Below are 17835 nucleotides of genomic sequence, written 5' to 3'. Positions count from 1 at the left end.
ACCCATTATTTTAATTCCGGTTTGATCAAAACCCGATTATCAGCCGGGAGCTGTAAAATTTTCAGGGGGTGAATTCACAATGGATAAAAAAACTCTCAAAGATTTTGATTTTGCCGGCAAAAATGCCCTGGTCAGAGTCGACTTCAACGTTCCTCTCAAGGACGGTAAGGTTGATGATAATACCCGCATAGATTCTGCCCTGGATACTATCGATTATCTGATCAGAGAAGAGGCCAGAGTAATTCTGATGTCGCATCTGGGACGGCCGGGAGGCTCTCCTTCTGAAGAACTTCGGATGGATCCGGTGGCCGAAGAGCTGGCCGAACTGCTCGGCAGAGAGGTCAAAAAAGTCGATGACTGCATCGGCCCGGAAGTTGAACAGGCTGTCGAAAGCATGGAGGACGGAGATGTACTGCTGCTCGAGAACACCCGATTTTATCCCGGAGAGAAGGAGAACGATCCTGAATTTGCCCGGAAATTAGCCGCGCCGGCCGATGTCTTCGTGAACGATGCCTTCGGTGCTGCCCATCGCGCTCACGCCTCCACGGCAGGAGTGGCCGAATATCTGCCTGCGGTGGCCGGTTTTCTGATGCAGAGGGAGATCAACTCTCTGGGCGAGGCCATGGAAAATCCCGAATCTCCCTACGCTGCCATCATCGGCGGAGCCAAGATTTCCGATAAGATGTCCGTCATAAAAAATCTGCTCGATAAATGCGATCAGCTTCTGCTCGGAGGAGGTATAGCCAATACATTTTTGCTGGCTCAGGGTTTTGAGGTCGGCGATTCCCTGGTAGAAGAAGACAGAACCGAACTGGCGCAGGAGATTCTTTCGGAAGCAAAAAGCATGGGCGTCGAAGTGCTGCTGCCGGAAGATGTGGTCATAGCTGAAGAATGCGAAGAAGGCGTTGAGAGCAGAGTCGTTGACCGCTCGGAAGTTCCGGCCGGCTGGCAGATACTCGACATCGGCGGTCCCCGGACTTTAGAAAAGTATACAGAAACGATAAAAAATGCCCGGACTGTGACCTGGAATGGACCGCTGGGAGTTTTTGAGATAGATGCTTTTGCTGAAGGAACCATGCAGGTGGCCAGAGCTCTGGCAGAAAGCGAAGCCTATAAAGTCGTAGGCGGCGGCGAATCGGCAGCTGCCATCCGCAAAGCCGGAGTCGAAGAGAAGATGTCTCATGTTTCCACCGGCGGTGGTGCTTCCCTGACATTTTTCGAGGGTGAACCGCTTCCCGGTGTAGAGATCCTGGACGACCTGGAATAAACGCCAATAAATTGATACATCTGAATAAATGGGAGGGAAAATATTATGCGCAGACCATTTATAGCCGGTAACTGGAAGATGAATAAAACACCTTCAGAGGCCAGAGAGCTGGTCGGCGAGCTGAAAGATATGGTTTCTGATGTTGACGATGTCGATATGGCCGTGTGCCCGACCTTTGTAGCTGTGCCGGCTGTGGTCGATGAGCTGGAAGACAGCGATATCATGGTGGGAGCTCAGAACATGTACTGGAAGGACAGCGGCTCTTTTACCGGAGAAGTATCGCCACAGATGCTGACAGATCTCGACCTGGAACATGTGATTATCGGACATTCAGAGCGCCGGGAATATTTTCATGAGACCGACCGCGAGGTCAATATGAAGGTTCGCAAAGCATTGGAGAAAGGATTAAAACCCATCGTGTGCGTGGGAGAAAGCCTGGAGGAAAGAGAAGAAGGCAGAACAGAAGAGAAGGTGGCTTTTCAGGTCTGGTCGGCCCTTTCCGGAGTGGCTGATGAAGACATCCCTGAAGTCACCATTGCTTACGAGCCGCTCTGGGCCATCGGCACCGGAGAAAGCGCCAGCCCCGAGGAAGCGGCCAGCACTATCGACAGCATACGTGATATAGTTGAGGATATCTCGCCGGGTGCTGAAGAGAAGATAAGAATTCAGTACGGCGGAAGTGTAAAACCACACAACATCGAGGACTTTATCTCCCGGACCACCATAGACGGTGCCCTTGTGGGAGGAGCCAGTTTAACCGCAGAGTCCTTTGCAGGAGTGATAAAAAAATGTCAAAACAGAGGCCCAAACCGCTAGCACTCATAATAATGGATGGATACGGCATCTCCCCCGAGAAGAAGGGTGATGCTACCAGAGAAGCAGAAACTCCCTTTCTGGATAAACTGTACCAGAATGCTCCGCGGGCCCGGCTGGGAGCGGCCGGCGAATCCGTAGGACTGCCCGATGGTCAGATGGGCAATTCCGAGGTCGGTCATCTCAACTTAGGTGCCGGCAGAAAAGTATATCAGGAGTTCACCCGCATAAATAAGGCCATAGAGGATGGAACCCTGCCGGAGAACGAAAAATTGATGAAGGCGATTCGTACCGCGAGCGATAACGGCGGTGCGCTGCATCTGATGGGGCTTTTATCAGACGGAGGCGTGCACAGTCATATCCTGCACCTTTTCGGACTGCTCGAGATGGCAGAGGATTTCGGTCTTGATGAGGTCTTTGTACATGCGATACTGGACGGCCGCGACACTCCTCCACAGAGCGCCCTAAAATATATTGATCAGCTGGAAGAAAAGATGGAAGAGCTCGGCGTGGGAGAGATAGCTACGGTCAGCGGCCGCTATTATACCATGGATCGCGATGAAAGATGGGACAGAACCGAGAAAGCCTATAAAGCCCTGGTTAAAGCCGAGGGCAGGGAAGCTGCGGCAGCAAAAAAAGCCGTGGAAAATTCCTACGAAGAGGGCGTCAACGATGAATTCGTGGAGCCGGCTGTGATCAATTCTGAAGGCAGCATCGATGACGGAGATGCTCTCATATTCTTCAACTTCAGAGCTGATAGAGCCAGACAGATCACCCGGGCTCTCGCTCTCGAGGAGTTTGCCGAATTTGAAAGAGATGCCGATCATCCCGAAGATCTTTATTATGTATGCATGACAGAGTATGATGAGGATTTCGATCTGCCCATAGCTTTTCCTCCCATGACGGTGGAAAACGGGCTGGGCGAGATTTTAAGCCGTGAAGGATTAAAACAGCTGCGCATCGCCGAGACCGAAAAATATGCTCATGTGACTTTCTTTTTCAACGGTGGCGAGGAAAAAGAATTCGAGGGCGAGGAGAGGGTGCTGATACCTTCACCCCAGATAGAAACCTATGACAATCAGCCCGAGATGAGCGCTCCCGAAGTTACCGAGAAAGTTCTGGAACTTATAGAGGAAGAGGATTTTGACGTCATAGTGCTCAACTTTGCCAACCCCGACATGGTCGGTCATACAGGTGATTTTGAAGCAGCTGTTAAAGCTGTTGAAGCTGTAGATGAAGGTGTTTCCCGTGTAGTTCCTGCCATACTGGAAGAGGGTGGTCAGGTGCTGCTGACCTCCGATCACGGTAATTCCGAAAAGATGGAAGAAGACGACGGATCGCCTTTTACAGCTCACACCACCAATCCGGTGCCCCTGTTTTATCTCGGCGGACCGAAGGGTGTGGGAGTAGAGAGCGGAATTCTGGCCGATATAGCTCCGACGATGCTGGATATTCTGGAACTGGATAAACCCGAGGAGATGACCGGAAGTTCACTTTTGTCTCCTCAGAGCAGCAGCAAATATAAAATTCAGAGTGGAGGTTGATTTAGATGAATACGATGATTTCTGATATTCTGGCGCGGGAGGTACTCGACTCCCGCGGCAATCCCACAGTAGAGGTCGAGGTCTATCTGGAAGGTGGAGCCATGGGTAGAGCTCTCGTGCCATCGGGAGCCTCGACAGGCAAACACGAAGCCCTGGAACTGCGTGATGAAGATGAGGACAGATTTCACGGCAAAGGGGTAAGTAAGGCGGTCGAAAATGTAAATTCCACCATAGCTCCAGAGCTTATAGGTTACGATGCCCGCGAACAGATTTTGCTGGATCAGATAATGCTCGATCTTGACGGCACGGATAAAAAAGAGGTGCTGGGAGCCAATGCCATCCTGGGAGTCTCGATGGCGATTGCCCGGGCCGCTTCGCTGGCATCCGACACCTATCTCTTCAATTATATCGGCGGAGCAGGAGCGCGCACCCTGCCCGTGCCCCAGCTCAATATCCTCAACGGAGGAGAGCATGCCGATAATAACGTCGACATACAGGAGTTCATGATCATGCCGGTCGGTGCTGATAGTTTCAAAGAAGCAATCAAGATGGGAGCAGAGGTCTATCACTCCCTCAAAAATGTTCTGCAGAGCGAAGGACTGAGCACCTCGATCGGTGATGAAGGAGGATTTGCTCCTGATCTCGATTCCAATGAAGAGGCTTTAAAGGTAATCATGAATGCAGTGGAGCGGGCCGGTTACAGCGCGGGAGACGATTTCCTGTTCGCGCTGGACGCTGCCGCTTCCGAACTTTATGAGGACGGTGTATACAAGCTTTCCGGAGAAGGAGTCGAAAGAACCTCTGAGGAAATGGTCGAATATTACTCCGATCTGGTCGATAAATATCCCATAATCTCGATAGAGGACGGTCATGACGAGGATGACTGGCAGGGATGGAGAAAAATGACCGAGGAGCTGGGTGAAGATATCCAGATAGTCGGTGATGATCTTTATGTGACCAACATCGAAAGACTGGAGCGGGGTATCGAAGAAGGCAGCAGCAATTCGATACTCATCAAGGTAAATCAGATCGGAACCCTGACCGAGACCATGGACACCGTGGAAAGGGCAAAACAGGCAGGATTCACCTCGGTGATATCACATCGTTCCGGCGAAACCGAGGATGTCACCATATCTGATCTGGTCGTCGGATTGAATACCGGTCAGATCAAGACCGGCGCCCCGGCGCGATCGGAGAGAGTGGCCAAATACAATCAGCTGATCCGCATAGAGGAGATGCTGGGCAGCTCAGCCCGCTATGCTGGAGAAGATGCCTTCTTTAATCTGGACTGACCGTCAGCGAGAAGCGCAGTAGATTTTTCTGAAAATATTATAAAACAGAAAAAACCCCCACCGGGCTCATCCTAAATGGTGGGGGTTTTTTGATATGCTGTATATTATTAAACTCTTCTGTTCCAGCCCCGTTTTTTCAGCTCCTCAAGATTTTCCACTCCTGGAGACTTCCTTTTCTCCTTTTTGGCCGGACTGCCGCCGGAGTTTTCCTGACCGTTTCGCCCCTTTTTACCCGGCTTCGTATTTTTCTTATTTTTTCTACCGGTTTTGTATGAGGTCTTATTGGAGGCCAGTTCCTGTATGGCCACAGCAGCGGTTCTGGGTGTTATCTGTCTGTAAAGAGCCAGATTGATTATCTCTGTAATTCTGCTGGATTTTTCTTCAGTGGGGCCTATAATATCTATTATGAACTGATCGAATTCTGCGGTATCGCCGGTGTCCGAGGGAAAACAGCTGTCGGAGGGGAATAAAGATCTGCGCAGCATTATCAGCCTTTCGACTGCTTCAGTCCTGCTCAACATAAATATTCACCCTGGATTGAATAGAACAATTACCTATTTTACCACAATTCATTTAGCAAAACCCCCTCTTATTTACCAGTGCTTGTTATCTGCGCCGCGCTTGCGATAATCCGTCTGCGGAGAACTCTGCAGGGATATCTTATAACCGGAGACCATCTTATGTATCCGGGAAGCGATATTTCTGGCTATGACCTGCAGGTCCTCTTCTTTTACCGGGCTGCTGGCTTCCTTGAGAAATTTTTCGAAGTTATGATTGGATGTAAAAATTGTGGCCAGTTCGTTTTTGAGCCTGTAATCAACCCAGTAAAGCAGTGTTTCCAGCACAAAAGGGCTGTAGCGGGCATCGTTAAAGATGTCGTCGAAAACAACCAGCCGGGCTGTCTTGGCCTTCTGAAAATATCTGGATTTTTCCAGCTCCCTGTGATTTTCCTCTATGTCATTTTTAATATCCATCAGGCCTTCAGAAACATTGATAAAATAAACGGGGGACCAGTTGCTGTTGTAGGGGAAGACCCCGTATTGAACCACCTCTTTTTTTTCGTATTCGCGCTCGGCTATCATTTTGGCTGCTCTTTTCAGGGTGGCTACTGCCAGATGTGTCTTGCCTATGCCGGGGTGTCTGCTGTAAAGGTACATGGACTTCGGGCGGGGCTTGCTTATGCTGGAAAGAATATTGTCGGCGTAATCATTAACTGTCTTGAAGGCCTCGCAGTTTTCTTCGCAGAGATGATCCGTCTCGTAATTTCTGAAGCTGCACTGGCGATAAAGAGGATCGATACCGGCATTTTCGATTATATGGGAATAAATTCTGTCGACCATCGTTTCCCTGTCGACTTTTGCTTTCCGTGATTTCTGCGAGGAGGTTTTTGAGCTTTCGGAGTTCAGCTCCTCTTTTTTTCTTTTTATTATATCTTCGAAATTCTCATCCATCCTGGGACTCCCCTTTGAAATTTTCCTGATGCTGCCAAAAACCTTCTTTTGAGGTGATATTCTGCGAGTGGAGATCGTTTAAAATTTTTCTCATATAAGCCAGAGGGTTTCCGCGCACCCTGCCGGCGGTATACTTAATGATCTCTATCAAAAGTTCGGCATCCATACCGCGTTCCAGATAGGCCTGTAGATGGGTTAGATCGCCGGGAGTCAGCTGTCTGCCGGGAAACTCACTGCGCCAGGCGGAAATGAGCTTTTTTTCAGCTGTCTCTTTCTGGTCGGGATCTGTCCTGAAATCTTCATCTGTTTTGGAATCTTCAGCAGAAGCGGACTCATTTTCATCCGGCGTAAAGCCATGCGAAAAACTTTCCGGTCGGCCTGCGGGACGTGCCAGTTCGAGTTCTATTTTTCTGTCCGCATCATAATCTATCAATTCGATCCAGCCGCTGTCGTCGAGTCTGTTAAGAGCGTTGAAAACACCTTCAGGAGGAAGTGAGGTCAGCCGGGTGAAAGTGCCGGGAGAAATATTGATGTGTCGGGAACCCTCATACTGACTCCAGAGGGCGACAAGAGCTATCTTGGCCCGGGTGTTGAGATCCTGATTCTGAAGGACTTCTTCGGGAATGGCAAAGAGTTTAAAGACGGGTTTTTCGCTGTTCATAAAACCCCTCCAATAAATCAGCGTATAATAAATATACCACAGTGAAAGTGTGATTTCAATCGGGCGAGAACTGACAATTGTATTTTGATCGGAGTTATGTTAAAATAATTAAGGATGAATGGAATAGTAAATTAAGCCTCTTTATAGTTTAACAATCACCAAAATGATCGATTGATACAGGAGGTGAGTGTTTTGTTTGTTTTGCGAGTCCTGCATCTGATCGTTTCCATAGGGGTAATTGTCGGGGTGCTTCTTCAGTCGGGTAAAAGTGCCGGCCTTTCCGGAACTATCGATGGAGGCGCGACGGAGTTTTTTGGCTCTTCCGGTCGGAGACTCGAGCAGAAGATAAACAAGGCCACCGGAGCAGGGGCTGTAATTTTCATGCTGCTTTCTCTGATACTGGCTGTGGTATGATAGATATGACTTAAAATTATACCGGTTTTTACAATTAGCGGTCGTTGACCGCTGTTTCTCTTTTTATGATAATAATATTTTTCAAAGGCGAAAGCAGGCGAAAATAAGGTTTTTAAATAAAATATCATATACTTAACAGGAGGTATAGTCTTAATGGAGTTAGTAGTCCCCTCGGCGGGAATTCTGGCTTTGATCTTTGCTCTGATCAGGGCCAAAAAGGTACTCAAGGCGGATCGAGGCACGGAAAGAATGGATGAGCTTTCCAGTGACGTAAACGAAGGAGCAATGGCTTTTCTGAGCAGAGAGTACAGCATTCTGGCAATTTTTGTTGTGGGCGTTACTGTGCTCATAATTCCGACCCTGGGATGGCAGACCGCTGTTTCCTTTATTCTGGGAGCTATATTTTCCGGTCTATCCGGTTTTATCGGCATGCAGATAGCAACCAATGCCAACGCTCCCACCACACAGGCGGCCCGAACCTCGCTCAACGATGCACTTGATATTTCTTTTGCAGGCGGTTCTGTTATGGGAATGACCGTTGTAGGACTGGGCACTCTCGGCCTGGGTATTCTTTACATATTATTCATGGATAATGTCGAGGCGATCCGCGGCTTTGCTTTCGGCGCCAGCTCTATCGCGCTATTTGCCCGTGTAGGCGGAGGAATATATACCAAAGCTGCGGACGTAGGAGCTGATCTGGTAGGAAAAGTTGAAGAGGGGATGCCTGAAGATGACCCCCGCAATCCCGCAGTTATCGCCGACAATGTAGGTGATAACGTAGGTGATGTGGCCGGCATGGGCGCTGATCTTTTCGAATCATTCGTGGGTTCTATAGTTGCTGCCATGACTCTGGGAACGACTCTGGGCACCGAATACGTCGTCTTACCTCTGCTGCTTGCTTCGCTGGGTATTATAGCCGCCATGATAGGGACCCAATTTGTCAAAGCTAAAGAAGGCGGCGATCCGGCCAAAGCGCTCGATAAGGGTTTAACCATAAGTTCGGTGATCACCGTTATCTTCGCTTTTGTTTTGGTCAACTATCTTCTGCCCGATCTGGGAGCCTTCTGGGCGATACTTTCCGGATTGATTGTGGGAACTGTGATTGGAAGGATCACTGAATACTATACCTCGGAGAAATACGGACCTGTTCAGGGCATAGCCGAACAGTCACAATCAGGTGCTGCTACCAACATTATAGCCGGAGTGGCAGTAGGCATGAAAAGTACTCTTTTCCCCATACTGGCCATAGCCATAGCTATATTTATTTCCTATCAGGCTGCCGGTTTGTATGGAATTTCCATGGCTGCTGTCGGAATGCTTTCGACAATCGGAATATCACTCAGTATAGATGCTTACGGGCCTATCGCCGATAATGCCGGCGGTATAGCAGAAATGGCGGAGCTGGATTCAGAAGTAAGAGATATTACAGATGAACTCGATTCTGTCGGCAATACCACCGCTGCTATCGGCAAGGGTTTTGCCATTGGCTCTGCTGCGCTAACTGCCCTATCTCTATTTGCCGCATTTTCCGAGGCGGTGCAGCTGGATGTTATAAGTCTCACCGAGCCTGATGTAATTATAGGTCTTTTTATCGGTGCTATGATGACATTTTTGTTCTCCGCTCTGACGATGCAGGCGGTGGGCAAAGCTGCTTTCAAAATGATCGAAGAAGTCCGCAGACAGTTTAAAGAATATCCGGGAATACTGGAAGGAACTCAGAAGCCTGACAGCAAAAGATGTATTGCTATCAGCACCAATGCCGCTTTAAAACAGATGGTTCTGCCCGGTCTGCTGGCGGTAGTCGTGCCCGTGCTGATAGGACTCTGGAGCGTGGAAGCTCTGGGTGGGCTGCTGGCCGGAGCGCTTTCAACCGGGGTTGTGCTGGCAATCATGATGGCGAATGCCGGCGGAGCCTGGGATAATGCCAAGAAATATATCGAAGCTGGTAACTTTGGCGGCAAGGGCACAGAAACCCACTCCGCTTCGGTGGTTGGAGATACCGTGGGTGATCCGTTTAAAGATACATCCGGTCCCTCTCTCAATATTCTCATCAAGCTTATGACTATCGTGGCTCTGGTCTTTGCCCCTATTTTTATATAGGAACGATTTATTCCGTAAGCGGTTTGTCCGGGAGGTGTGTGTCATTTGAATTTCGAAGACGACAGTTACTGTATAGTTTGTGGAGAGGATAATCCCCTCTCCCTTCAGCTTGATTTTGAACATGAAGACGATGAAAAAAGCCGGGTTATGACTGAATTCACACCGGGCGAGGAGCTTTCGGGCTTCAGAGGTGTTGTGCACGGCGGCATTATCAGCACCCTGCTCGATGAAGCCATGGCCAAGTCGATATATCTGCAGGGATGGCAGGCAGTCACTGCTGAGATGACTGTTAGATATGTCGAGCCGGTTAACACCGGCGAGACTCTGCGTGTTCTGGGCTGGATTCAGGAACAGCGGCGGCGAATAATCGAAACTTCATCCCGAATAGAAAACAAAATGGGAGATGAGCTGGCCCGGGCTAAAGCTCGATTTGTACTCAAGGGAAAAAGAGACGATAATTAATAAGCTGGGGGAATAAACCTTGGAAATGACCAGAGATGAAGCTTTGGACCTTGTCAGGGACAATATTAGCGAGGATAATCTGGTAAAGCACTGTCTGGCAGTGGAGGGTGTGATGCGAAGGCTGGCCCGTTATTTTGATGAGGACGAAGAAAAATGGGGGCTGAGCGGTCTGCTCCACGATATCGATTATGAGGAGACGGCTGATGACGAGGAAAAGCACAGTTTGATCGGAGCTGAAAAGCTGGAGGAGATGGGTCTGGCAGAGGACATCGTACATGCAGTCAGAGCTCACAACGATGCTCACGATATTCCTCGCAGGACTCTTATGGCCAAAGCTTTATACGCCAGTGATCCTCTGACAGGTTTGATCGTGGCTGCCGCTCTGGTGCATCCCGAAAAGGATTTGAACGAAGTTGATACTGAATTTGTCTTAAATAGATACGAAGAAACATCATTTGCCCGGGGGGCCGACAGAGATGTAATAGCCAGCTGCAGCGAGATGGACCTGGAGCTGGAGGAATTTGTAGGTCTCGGCCTGGAGGGTATGCAGGAAATTTCTGAAGAACTGGGGTTATAATTTATGTCAGCAAGATTGGAGATCAAAAAGTTTTTGCAGCAGGAAGCGGAAAAGCCTCTCTCACCGCAGGAAATCGCAGAAAGATTTGATGTGTCGCGAGAGCAGAGAGATGAGTTCGAAGAGGTGCTGGAATCGCTGGTCAGAGAAGGATTTATTCACAGGAGCAGCCGCGGTCTTTACGGAGTTCCGGAAAAGTTCAACCTCTTAAGAGGTAGAGTCGACCGCAATCCGAAGGGTTTTGCTTTCCTGATACCGGACAACCCGGAAAAGGAAGACGTGTTTATAAATCCTGATAATCTCAACGGGGCTATGAACAACGATAAGGTTCTGGTGAGATTTCTGCCTCACAGTCACGGCAAAAAGGACGAGGGAGAAGTAGTCAAGATACTGGAAAGAGCCAACGAGCATATTGTAGGAGTGCTGGATAGTTACAAGCGCTATGGTTTTGTGATCCCCGACAATCAGAGGATCAATACCGACGTTTTCGTTCCCCAGGATGAATTCAAGGGAGCAGATGATCGCGATAAAGTTGTGGTTAAGATAACCCGCTGGCCGGAGCGCAACCGAAATCCAGAGGGTAAGATAGTCGAGGTTCTGGGAAAACAGGGCGAATCCGGTGTGGATCTGGAAGCTTTGATCCGTCAGCTGGATCTTCCGCAGGAATTTCCGGGCAAAGTTGTGCAGGCGGCTGAAAATCTCAGTTCCGAGATACCCTCAGAGGAGATAGAACGACGCAGAGATCTCAGAGATCTCAGGCTTTTCACAATCGACCCTGAGGAAGCCAAAGACTTTGATGATGCTGTTTCTATCGAGAAAATTTCCGACAATAAGCTGCGGCTGGGAGTGCACATAGCCGATGTCAGTTATTATGTAGAAGAGGATTCTAAGATAGATAAAGAGGCATTCAAACGCGGCACCAGCATTTATCTGGTCGATAGAGTTATTCCCATGCTGCCGGAAAGGCTTTCCAACGACCTCTGCAGTTTGAGGCCAAGAGAGGACAGGCTGGCGATGAGCGTGTTTATGGAGTATAATCTCGAGCCCTTCGAGCTCGAGGATTATGAGATAACCGAATCGATCATCAACTCGAATTACCGGCTGACTTATGATGAGGCCCGTCAGATACTCGAAGATGAGGATCAGGATATCCGGAAAGAATACCGCGATATAGTCTCCGATCTGGAACTCATGAAAGAACTGCGCGAAAAGCTCATGAGCGGCAGAAGGCTGCGGGGGACTATCGAGTTTGAGTTTCCGGAAGTCAAGGTCATTCTGGATGATAGGGGCAGGGCAGTGGATCTTCAGAAAAGAGAACACGGCCTTCCCGAACAGATGATAGAGGTGTTTATGATAGCCGCCAACCGCGCGGTGGCCAGAGAGGCCTACTGGCGGGAGGAGCCTTTTATCTATCGTGTTCACGATAATCCAGATCCGCAGAGTATAGAGGAATTTAACGAATTCATTCATAACTTCGGATACCATATCAAAGGAGGGGAGAGCGGCGAGATACATCCGGGAGCTCTGCAGGAGCTGCTCGATGAGGTGAGCGGCACCGGGGCTGAGAATATCATCGAAACGATGATGCTGCGCTCGATGAAGAAAGCGGTATATTCTCCGGTGAATATCGGCCATTTCGGCCTTTCGCTTGATTGTTACTGTCATTTCACCTCGCCCATCCGCCGCTATCCCGATCTGATGGTCCACAGGATAATAAAAGAAATAATAAATCAGGGTAAACTGGAAAAGGAGCGCCGCTGGCAGCTGGAGGATGATCTGCCCGAGGTGGCCGATCACTGTTCGGTTCAGGAACGCAGGGCTCTGGATGCCGAGAGAGACTCGGTCGATCTTAAGAGGATAGAATACATGCAGCAGTACGTGGGAGATAAATTCACCGGTATTATCAACGGAGTAACCAGCTTTGGGTTTTTCGTGCAGCTGGAAAACACGGCTGAAGGTCTGGTGCATGTTGAGGACCTTACGGATGATTATTATCAGTATCGCGATGATCTTCAGGCCCTGGTCGGAGAGAGGAAGAAAAAAATCTACAGGCTTGGTGATGAGGTCGAAGTGCGCGTGATCAAAGCCAACGTTGAAGAAAGAGAGCTGGATTTTGTTCTGGCTGACATGGAATGAATGAGGTGATAGCATGGCCGATCAGGATGAAAATGTCAAAGTAGTTGCCCGCAACCGCAAGGCGAGACATAATTATTTTATTGAAGAGACCTATGAAGCGGGCATCAAACTGAAAGGCACAGAGATAAAATCAATCAGGGAGGGCAGAGTAAATCTCAAGGACAGCTTTGCCCTGGTGGAAGAGGGGGAGGTATACCTTCATAATATGCATATCAGCCCCTATAAGCAGGGCAATCGGGCAAATCACGAACCCGAGCGCAAACGCAAGCTTCTGCTGCATAAAAAGCAGATTAGAAGTCTGCTCGGGGCCACCCATCAAAAGGGGTTTACCCTTATTCCTCTCAAACTTTACCTGAAGGGCAACCTGGCCAAAATTGAACTGGCTCTGGCCAAGGGTAAAGAAAAGCATGATAAGAGAGAAGAGATCAAAAAACGAGAGCATCAGCGCGAGATGGAGAGAGCTCTCAAGGACAAAAACTATCGGCGCTGATCTATGAGAACAGTTTGCCGGCCTGCCGGTTATTTGACTGTGTTTTTTTACAGATGGAAATTGCGCAGACCCCTTGACAAGGGGAGGTAATTCGTTTATAATTATTAGTGCGATATAGATGAAGGATAGTCAGATAATGCACCCATATCTCGTGGGGGTGTAATGGATTCGCCTGTATGGTGAATCCTCTGGCAGCGCTCCGGGGACGCCTTTCACCCGTAAAACGACTGGCACTAAAATTAACTGCAGATAATCAACCTGCATTAGCTGCTGCGTAAGCAGTAGCCCGCTCATCGCGTTCGCGCCTGCCGTTCGCGGTGGGTGTCATAACTATGCAGGCTAACCATCTCCTCAAGCCTGTAGGGTGATGGGACATCTAACAGGCTAGCATCCTGGTATCCTGTCTGTCGGAGGTCAGGATGCGAAGACAAAAGACAGACTACGAGCGTAGCGGTCAGGGGATGAACCATACAGCACGCGGGTTCGATTCCCGCCACCTCCACCAATAATAAATTTGCAGACAATTAAACTTTACAATAGAATAGCAACCACATCGCACGGGCATAGCTCAATCGGCTAGAGCACCAGACTCCAAATCTGGGTGTTGGGGGTTCAAGTCCTCCTGCCCGTGCCATTTTTATTTTCCTCCTGCTTTAGATCATGAAGGAAGGGGTTTTTTACTTCTCAGCTTAAAATGCTAAAAATAGGTGAAAAATGTAATAAGCTGCCCTCTGATGATTATGATATAAGCAAAGAGGAAGCTTTAAAAGAAATAAAGGAATATGCAGGAACGCAGTTTGGCCCTGAATTAGCCGAGATATTTGTTGAAATCATGATGAATGAGCATTAGTCTTCAGCAATATTATTTTACAATTCAGCAATTTATTAAATTACCGAGAGGAACGGTTGATTTCCATATAGAATAGTTTGCCGACCTCCGCTATCTTTTTAGCTGGAAAATGGCAAATGTTACATCATCTTCTGTATAATCATCTTGATGGAAGCTGGCAAAATCCTCCTGAATCTTTTCTGCTAACTTTTTAGGAGTAAAGCTGCTGTGCCGGGATATAATTTTTTTATAGCGATCTTCATATTGAATTTGTCCATTTGTTTGTTCATAGAGCCCATCTGTGCTGACAAACAAAGTTAAATCTTCTTCTATTAAATCCACTACAGTATTTTCATATTCAATAACCTCTATAGGTATCGATTTGGAAATTGGAAAACCGCCAATTGGCAGCTCTTCTAAGCTCTGGCCGTTATCGGTGCAAAGAACTGGCGGTATATGCAGGCCGGCATTGCTGTAAGTAAGTTCATTTTTGGTCATATCTATTACCCCTAAAATAATGGTAATGAAATATTCTTCGGGAAAGTTTTCCTGCTGGTTTTGTTTGAAGATAAACTCCACTATTTTTTTCGGATTTAAAGAGTCTTCATCAGGCTGCAGCTCAATATAAGTGTTAATAATGTTTTTGACAAAGCAGGCCATCAAAGATGAATCAAAGCCATGGCCTGAGATATCCGTCAAATAAAATAACAGCTTATCATCAGCCAATTTGATGAAATTATAGAAATCCCCCCCTATTTTATAAGCCGGTTCATAATGGGCATACATGTCTAAACCTGCTATACCAGGTATATTGGTGGGCAGTGTCTTTTCATGCAAACGTTTTGCTTTTTGAATCTCCTCATCCAGAAGGCCTTTAACCCTTTTTAAGTTTTCATGTTTTTCCTCCAGCTCTGCCTGGGAATAAATATTTTTTAAGGCTGCCCTGGTATGAGATATAAGTATTTCTGCTAACTCGACATCCCGTTGACTGAAAAAATTATTTTTAGTGGCGAGAGCCTGAAAAACCCCAATTTCTTTCAAGGGGATAGTTATAACCGATTTAAATGCTGCTGTAGTGGGCGCAGCATCAAGATCTTCTGTTAGATTTGAAGTAAGATAACATTCATCAAGTTTATATGACTTACGTATAATTCCATAATCTAAAGGTAAAGTCTCAGCTTCCATACCCTCTGAATAAGCCACTGGCATAAATTCATTATCCTTAACCAGGCTAATATGACATAAATCAAAATTAAAAATTTCATTGGCTGCCTCTATAGTTCTCTGGCAAATTTCTTCTTCCTGCTCCAATATTTTCAGATCTACTGCCACTTCGTGGAGCTCTTTTATGATTCTTTCCTGCTTTTTTCGCTCAGTTATATCAAAAGCAGTACAGACTACATACTCAACCTCTTTGTCTTCATTTAGTTTTGGTGTCTTTGTTATCTCCAGCAGTCTTTTTTCTCCGCTGCTATTTTCAACCCATTCTTCTTTAGCTATTTTTTCCTTATTTTGGAATACTTCCTGGTTACCTGCAATACAGCTGGCAATTTCCTTTTCCTCTCTTATCTCACGGATGGTTTTATTTTCGATCTCAGACCTTGCCAGACCAACAAAATCAGCAAATTCCTGATTAACCATACCATATGTTTTTTCATCTTCGAGATACCAGACCTGACTTTCTATATTATCCAGGAGAATATTTTGTTTGTCACTTTCTCGCTTTAATTTATTATTTATCTCTTCCAGATTTAGGTGGGTTTTAGTCCTGGCCAGAACTTTTTTTTTATTAAAGGGCTTGGTGATATAATCCACGCCCCCGACTTCAAAGGCTTTTATTTTGTCTTCTATTTCCTGCCTGGCGCTTATAAAAATCACCGGAATATTCCTGGTTTCCCTGTGAGCTTTTAATCTCCGGCAGACTTCAAAGCCATCCATTCCTGGCATCATTATATCCAGCAATATCAAATCAATCTCTTTAGAAATAGCAATATCAATTCCGGTTTCGCCCTCATTTGCCATGACTATTTTATAACCATCTTTTTTTAATATCTGACTCAATAATCTTAAGTTCTGACTGTTATCATCAACTATCAGGATAAATTTATTATCGTTCATTATTATCCGCCCTCTCAATTAGCCGCCCTCTCAAACTTTAGCTTTTACTCTCAATCAAATCTGTAAAAGCTGTAAGTATTTCTTTAATCTCATCCAAATCCAGCCTATCCAGTGCCTGTTCTAATTTATTGGCATAATCCATTATAACTTTCAATTCTCTTTTCTCGCCAAAGTCCTTCAATCTAACAATAAAACTTTCGAGCTCGTCCAATACCACCGCCTGGCTGATACTTTTGCTCTCTGATAAAAACTCTTCTGCTAATTCCTGAGCTACCTTTTCACTTATCTCAACTTTTGCTGCTGTCTCTTGCCGAGAATCATCAGCCTCTTCATCATCCTCCCGGGTTATTTTAGTATACTCCAGATAGCTGGCCAGCTTTTCAATGAGCAGATCCTTTTTGACTGGTTTTGTCATAAAATCAGTGAAGCCAGCACTTTCAGCCTTCTCTTTTTCTTTCTTAGTGGCTGAAGCTGTAAAGGCTATGGTTGGCATTTGATAGCCTGCCTTTTTCATCTCTTTTAGGGTTTCATATCCGTGGTTTCATATCCGTCCATCCCGGGCATCTTCAAGTCCAGCAATATTAAAGCAATATTTTCACCTTTAAGTAATGCCATCGCTTTTTGCCCATCCTCTGCTGTAAAAACCTTTAGGCCTAACTTGACGAGCTGCTCTTTTATATATTTTCTATTATATGCCACGTCATCGACGATTAATATTTTTGCCGGAGCAAACTCTATATTTTTCAGCTCCTCTGGAGTTTTTTTATCTTCAGCGATCATAAAATCCAGGCCCTTAAATTCTAACCTAAACTCACTACCCTGGCCTGGCTGACTTATCAAAGAGATATCTCCTCCTAAAAGCTCCGTCATTTTTTTAGTTATGGCCAGCCCCAGGCCAGTACCCCCATACTCCCTGGTGGATTTACCATCCTGCTGCGTAAAGGGTGTGAAGATGTGCTCCTGATATTCTCCAGTTATCCCGATGCCTGTATCGGCAATTATTTGTGGTATTTCAACACCTTTTAAAGTTGAACTTCCAGAAATGACTTTACACATCCGACGACATCCTCAGATTCATTTCGGGAATAAACCGGCACACTGACCCCGGGATTATGATTTTGGTTTTGTTTTGAATCTTTCACCTTAAATCCTTTGCGCCTTTTTTCTCGTTTTTTGAAGGCTTCCATTTTAGCTCTAACCTCATCAGCAAAACCATTGTAGCTTTGATAGGGCGTTGCTCCCTCTAAGCTTTCATGAGGCCTTATATGGTTGTGCTCATAGATAGAATCGGAAATAGTGCTGAAGATTTGCTCTAGGGATACATCTTCATCGAACCTCTCGACAATTTTTCTTAAATCTCTGTTCTTGCGCTCTGTTTTGCCGTTGTAACTGGGCTGATAGTAAGGACTGGGATGATGTACAATATCCCACTGATTTAACTGCTCGGCAAATTTTTTGCGGAACTGAGGGCCATTGTCACTTTTGATCATTTTGGGCTTCCCATGCTGCTTAAATGCCTGCTCCAGCAGATCTTTAACGAACTCAAAAGTAGGGCTGGCGGTGATGCTCCATTCCAAAACATACCTGCTTTTATCATCCAGGATAAGGCAGAGATAAAGAGTCTCACTGCCCCAGTTAAACTCCAGGAAATCTAAAGACCAGCAGTCATTGGGCTCGATAAATT

General features: G+C 46.8%; 18 protein-coding genes, 1 tRNA gene and 1 other RNA gene. 13 read left to right on the top strand and 7 right to left on the bottom strand.

The features are described 5' to 3' along the window. Window positions 1–79 precede the first annotated feature (79 nt). Genes BLT15_RS10585 through eno form a run of 4 tightly spaced genes read left to right on the top strand, consistent with a single transcriptional unit; the run spans window position 80 to window position 4916 of the window. A complete protein-coding gene (locus tag BLT15_RS10585; RefSeq protein WP_089761523.1) occupies window positions 80–1267 on the top strand; it encodes a phosphoglycerate kinase in 1188 nt (395 codons plus the stop codon). A 45-nt stretch (window positions 1268–1312) separates the two neighbouring features. Further along, window positions 1313–2083 carry a triose-phosphate isomerase gene (gene tpiA, locus BLT15_RS10580; protein ID WP_089761520.1) on the top strand — a complete coding sequence of 257 codons (771 nt, stop codon included), beginning with the start codon at window positions 1313–1315 and terminating at the stop codon, window positions 2081–2083. Further along, window positions 2056–3624 (top strand): 2,3-bisphosphoglycerate-independent phosphoglycerate mutase, encoded by a 1569-nt coding sequence (gene gpmI, locus BLT15_RS10575; protein WP_089761518.1) that lies wholly within the window; start codon window positions 2056–2058, stop codon window positions 3622–3624. Before tpiA ends, gpmI begins: the two co-directional genes overlap by 28 nt. Window positions 3625–3629: 5 nt before the next feature. Beyond that, window positions 3630–4916: a phosphopyruvate hydratase gene (eno, locus tag BLT15_RS10570; protein ID WP_089761516.1), complete on the top strand. Its 1287-nt coding sequence runs from the start codon at window positions 3630–3632 to the stop codon at window positions 4914–4916. Window positions 4917–5023: 107 nt separating this feature from the next. On the opposite strand, the gene BLT15_RS10565 is transcribed toward eno, so the two are convergent. From BLT15_RS10565 to BLT15_RS10555, 3 genes are all read right to left on the bottom strand, one after another. Further along, on the bottom strand, window positions 5024–5437 hold the full coding sequence (locus BLT15_RS10565) for a hypothetical protein (RefSeq protein WP_089761513.1): 414 nt from the start codon (window positions 5435–5437) through the stop codon (window positions 5024–5026). A gap of 72 nt (window positions 5438–5509) precedes the next feature. Continuing rightward, window positions 5510–6367: an ATP-binding protein gene (locus BLT15_RS10560; RefSeq protein ID WP_089761511.1), complete on the bottom strand. Its 858-nt coding sequence runs from the start codon at window positions 6365–6367 to the stop codon at window positions 5510–5512. Then, a complete protein-coding gene (locus BLT15_RS10555; RefSeq protein ID WP_089761509.1) occupies window positions 6360–7028 on the bottom strand; it encodes a DnaD domain-containing protein in 669 nt (222 codons plus the stop codon). The genes BLT15_RS10560 and BLT15_RS10555 overlap by 8 nt, the downstream gene beginning before the upstream one ends. 183 nt (window positions 7029–7211) lie before the next feature. Here BLT15_RS10555 and secG point away from each other — a divergent pair, with 183 nt between their 5' ends. From secG to BLT15_RS13270, 9 genes are all read left to right on the top strand, one after another. Then, entirely contained in the window at window positions 7212–7442 is a 231-nt protein-coding gene (secG, locus tag BLT15_RS10550) for a preprotein translocase subunit SecG (protein ID WP_234985595.1), read from the top strand. Between the two features lie 153 nt (window positions 7443–7595). Continuing rightward, complete coding sequence (locus tag BLT15_RS10545) at window positions 7596–9542, top strand: sodium-translocating pyrophosphatase (RefSeq protein ID WP_089761505.1); 1947 nt, start codon at window positions 7596–7598, stop codon at window positions 9540–9542. A gap of 45 nt (window positions 9543–9587) precedes the next feature. Beyond that, the gene (locus BLT15_RS10540; RefSeq protein ID WP_089761503.1) at window positions 9588–10004 is read left to right on the top strand and encodes a PaaI family thioesterase; all 417 of its coding nucleotides are present in this window, start codon (window positions 9588–9590) and stop codon (window positions 10002–10004) included. A 25-nt stretch (window positions 10005–10029) separates the two neighbouring features. After that, the gene (locus tag BLT15_RS10535; RefSeq protein WP_089761555.1) at window positions 10030–10581 is read left to right on the top strand and encodes an HDIG domain-containing metalloprotein; all 552 of its coding nucleotides are present in this window, start codon (window positions 10030–10032) and stop codon (window positions 10579–10581) included. Between the two features lie 3 nt (window positions 10582–10584). Continuing rightward, window positions 10585–12714: a ribonuclease R gene (gene rnr, locus BLT15_RS10530; protein WP_089761501.1), complete on the top strand. Its 2130-nt coding sequence runs from the start codon at window positions 10585–10587 to the stop codon at window positions 12712–12714. A 13-nt stretch (window positions 12715–12727) separates the two neighbouring features. After that, a complete protein-coding gene (gene smpB / locus BLT15_RS10525) occupies window positions 12728–13204 on the top strand; it encodes an SsrA-binding protein SmpB (RefSeq protein ID WP_089761498.1) in 477 nt (158 codons plus the stop codon). Between the two features lie 153 nt (window positions 13205–13357). Next, window positions 13358–13709: a transfer-messenger RNA gene (gene ssrA / locus BLT15_RS10520) on the top strand. Window positions 13710–13761: 52 nt separating this feature from the next. Continuing rightward, window positions 13762–13838 (top strand) — tRNA-Trp (locus tag BLT15_RS10515). Window positions 13839–13898: 60 nt separating this feature from the next. Next, window positions 13899–14054, top strand: a complete 156-nt coding sequence (locus tag BLT15_RS13270) for a hypothetical protein (RefSeq protein ID WP_159429908.1) — start codon at window positions 13899–13901, stop codon at window positions 14052–14054. A 90-nt stretch (window positions 14055–14144) separates the two neighbouring features. Here the strand turns inward: BLT15_RS13270 and BLT15_RS10510 are convergent, their stop codons facing one another. The 4 genes from BLT15_RS10510 to BLT15_RS10495 form a co-directional block, all read right to left on the bottom strand. Continuing rightward, a complete protein-coding gene (locus BLT15_RS10510; protein WP_089761495.1) occupies window positions 14145–16151 on the bottom strand; it encodes a response regulator in 2007 nt (668 codons plus the stop codon). Window positions 16152–16188: 37 nt separating this feature from the next. Next, window positions 16189–16644: a hypothetical protein gene (locus BLT15_RS13655; RefSeq protein ID WP_268762252.1), complete on the bottom strand. Its 456-nt coding sequence runs from the start codon at window positions 16642–16644 to the stop codon at window positions 16189–16191. 26 nt (window positions 16645–16670) lie between these two features. Then, entirely contained in the window at window positions 16671–17207 is a 537-nt protein-coding gene (locus BLT15_RS13650; protein WP_089761490.1) for an ATP-binding protein, read from the bottom strand. Next, window positions 17174–17835 (bottom strand): DDE-type integrase/transposase/recombinase (locus BLT15_RS10495; protein WP_143423066.1); only part of this gene is annotated, 662 nt, incomplete at its 5' end. The genes BLT15_RS10495 and BLT15_RS13650, both read right to left, overlap by 34 nt.

The organism is Halarsenatibacter silvermanii (assembly GCF_900103135.1).
In the GTDB taxonomy this organism is placed as follows: Bacteria; Bacillota; Halanaerobiia; order Halanaerobiales; family Halarsenatibacteraceae; genus Halarsenatibacter; species Halarsenatibacter silvermanii.
Note: the sequence above shows the minus strand (reverse complement) of the source record. Positions and strands in the feature narration are given on the sequence as shown.

Bases quoted from the DNA above. Each gene is read 5' to 3' on its own strand.
- BLT15_RS10585 (WP_089761523.1), top strand. From the start codon at position 80: ATGGATAAAAAAACTCTCAAAGATTTTGATTTTGCCGGCAAAAATGCC.
- tpiA (WP_089761520.1), top strand. From the start codon at position 1,313: ATGCGCAGACCATTTATAGCCGGTAACTGGAAGATGAATAAAACACCT.
- gpmI (WP_089761518.1), top strand. From the start codon at position 2,056: ATGTCAAAACAGAGGCCCAAACCGCTAGCACTCATAATAATGGATGGA.
- eno (WP_089761516.1), top strand. From the start codon at position 3,630: ATGAATACGATGATTTCTGATATTCTGGCGCGGGAGGTACTCGACTCC.
- BLT15_RS10565 (WP_089761513.1), bottom strand. From the start codon at position 5,437: ATGTTGAGCAGGACTGAAGCAGTCGAAAGGCTGATAATGCTGCGCAGA.
- BLT15_RS10560 (WP_089761511.1), bottom strand. From the start codon at position 6,367: ATGGATGAGAATTTCGAAGATATAATAAAAAGAAAAAAAGAGGAGCTG.
- BLT15_RS10555 (WP_089761509.1), bottom strand. From the start codon at position 7,028: ATGAACAGCGAAAAACCCGTCTTTAAACTCTTTGCCATTCCCGAAGAA.
- BLT15_RS10545 (WP_089761505.1), top strand. From the start codon at position 7,596: ATGGAGTTAGTAGTCCCCTCGGCGGGAATTCTGGCTTTGATCTTTGCT.
- BLT15_RS10535 (WP_089761555.1), top strand. From the start codon at position 10,030: ATGACCAGAGATGAAGCTTTGGACCTTGTCAGGGACAATATTAGCGAG.
- rnr (WP_089761501.1), top strand. From the start codon at position 10,585: ATGTCAGCAAGATTGGAGATCAAAAAGTTTTTGCAGCAGGAAGCGGAA.
- smpB (WP_089761498.1), top strand. From the start codon at position 12,728: ATGGCCGATCAGGATGAAAATGTCAAAGTAGTTGCCCGCAACCGCAAG.
- BLT15_RS13270 (WP_159429908.1), top strand. From the start codon at position 13,899: ATGCTAAAAATAGGTGAAAAATGTAATAAGCTGCCCTCTGATGATTAT.
- BLT15_RS10510 (WP_089761495.1), bottom strand. From the start codon at position 16,151: ATGAACGATAATAAATTTATCCTGATAGTTGATGATAACAGTCAGAAC.
- BLT15_RS13655 (WP_268762252.1), bottom strand. From the start codon at position 16,644: ATGCCAACCATAGCCTTTACAGCTTCAGCCACTAAGAAAGAAAAAGAG.
- BLT15_RS13650 (WP_089761490.1), bottom strand. From the start codon at position 17,207: ATGTGTAAAGTCATTTCTGGAAGTTCAACTTTAAAAGGTGTTGAAATA.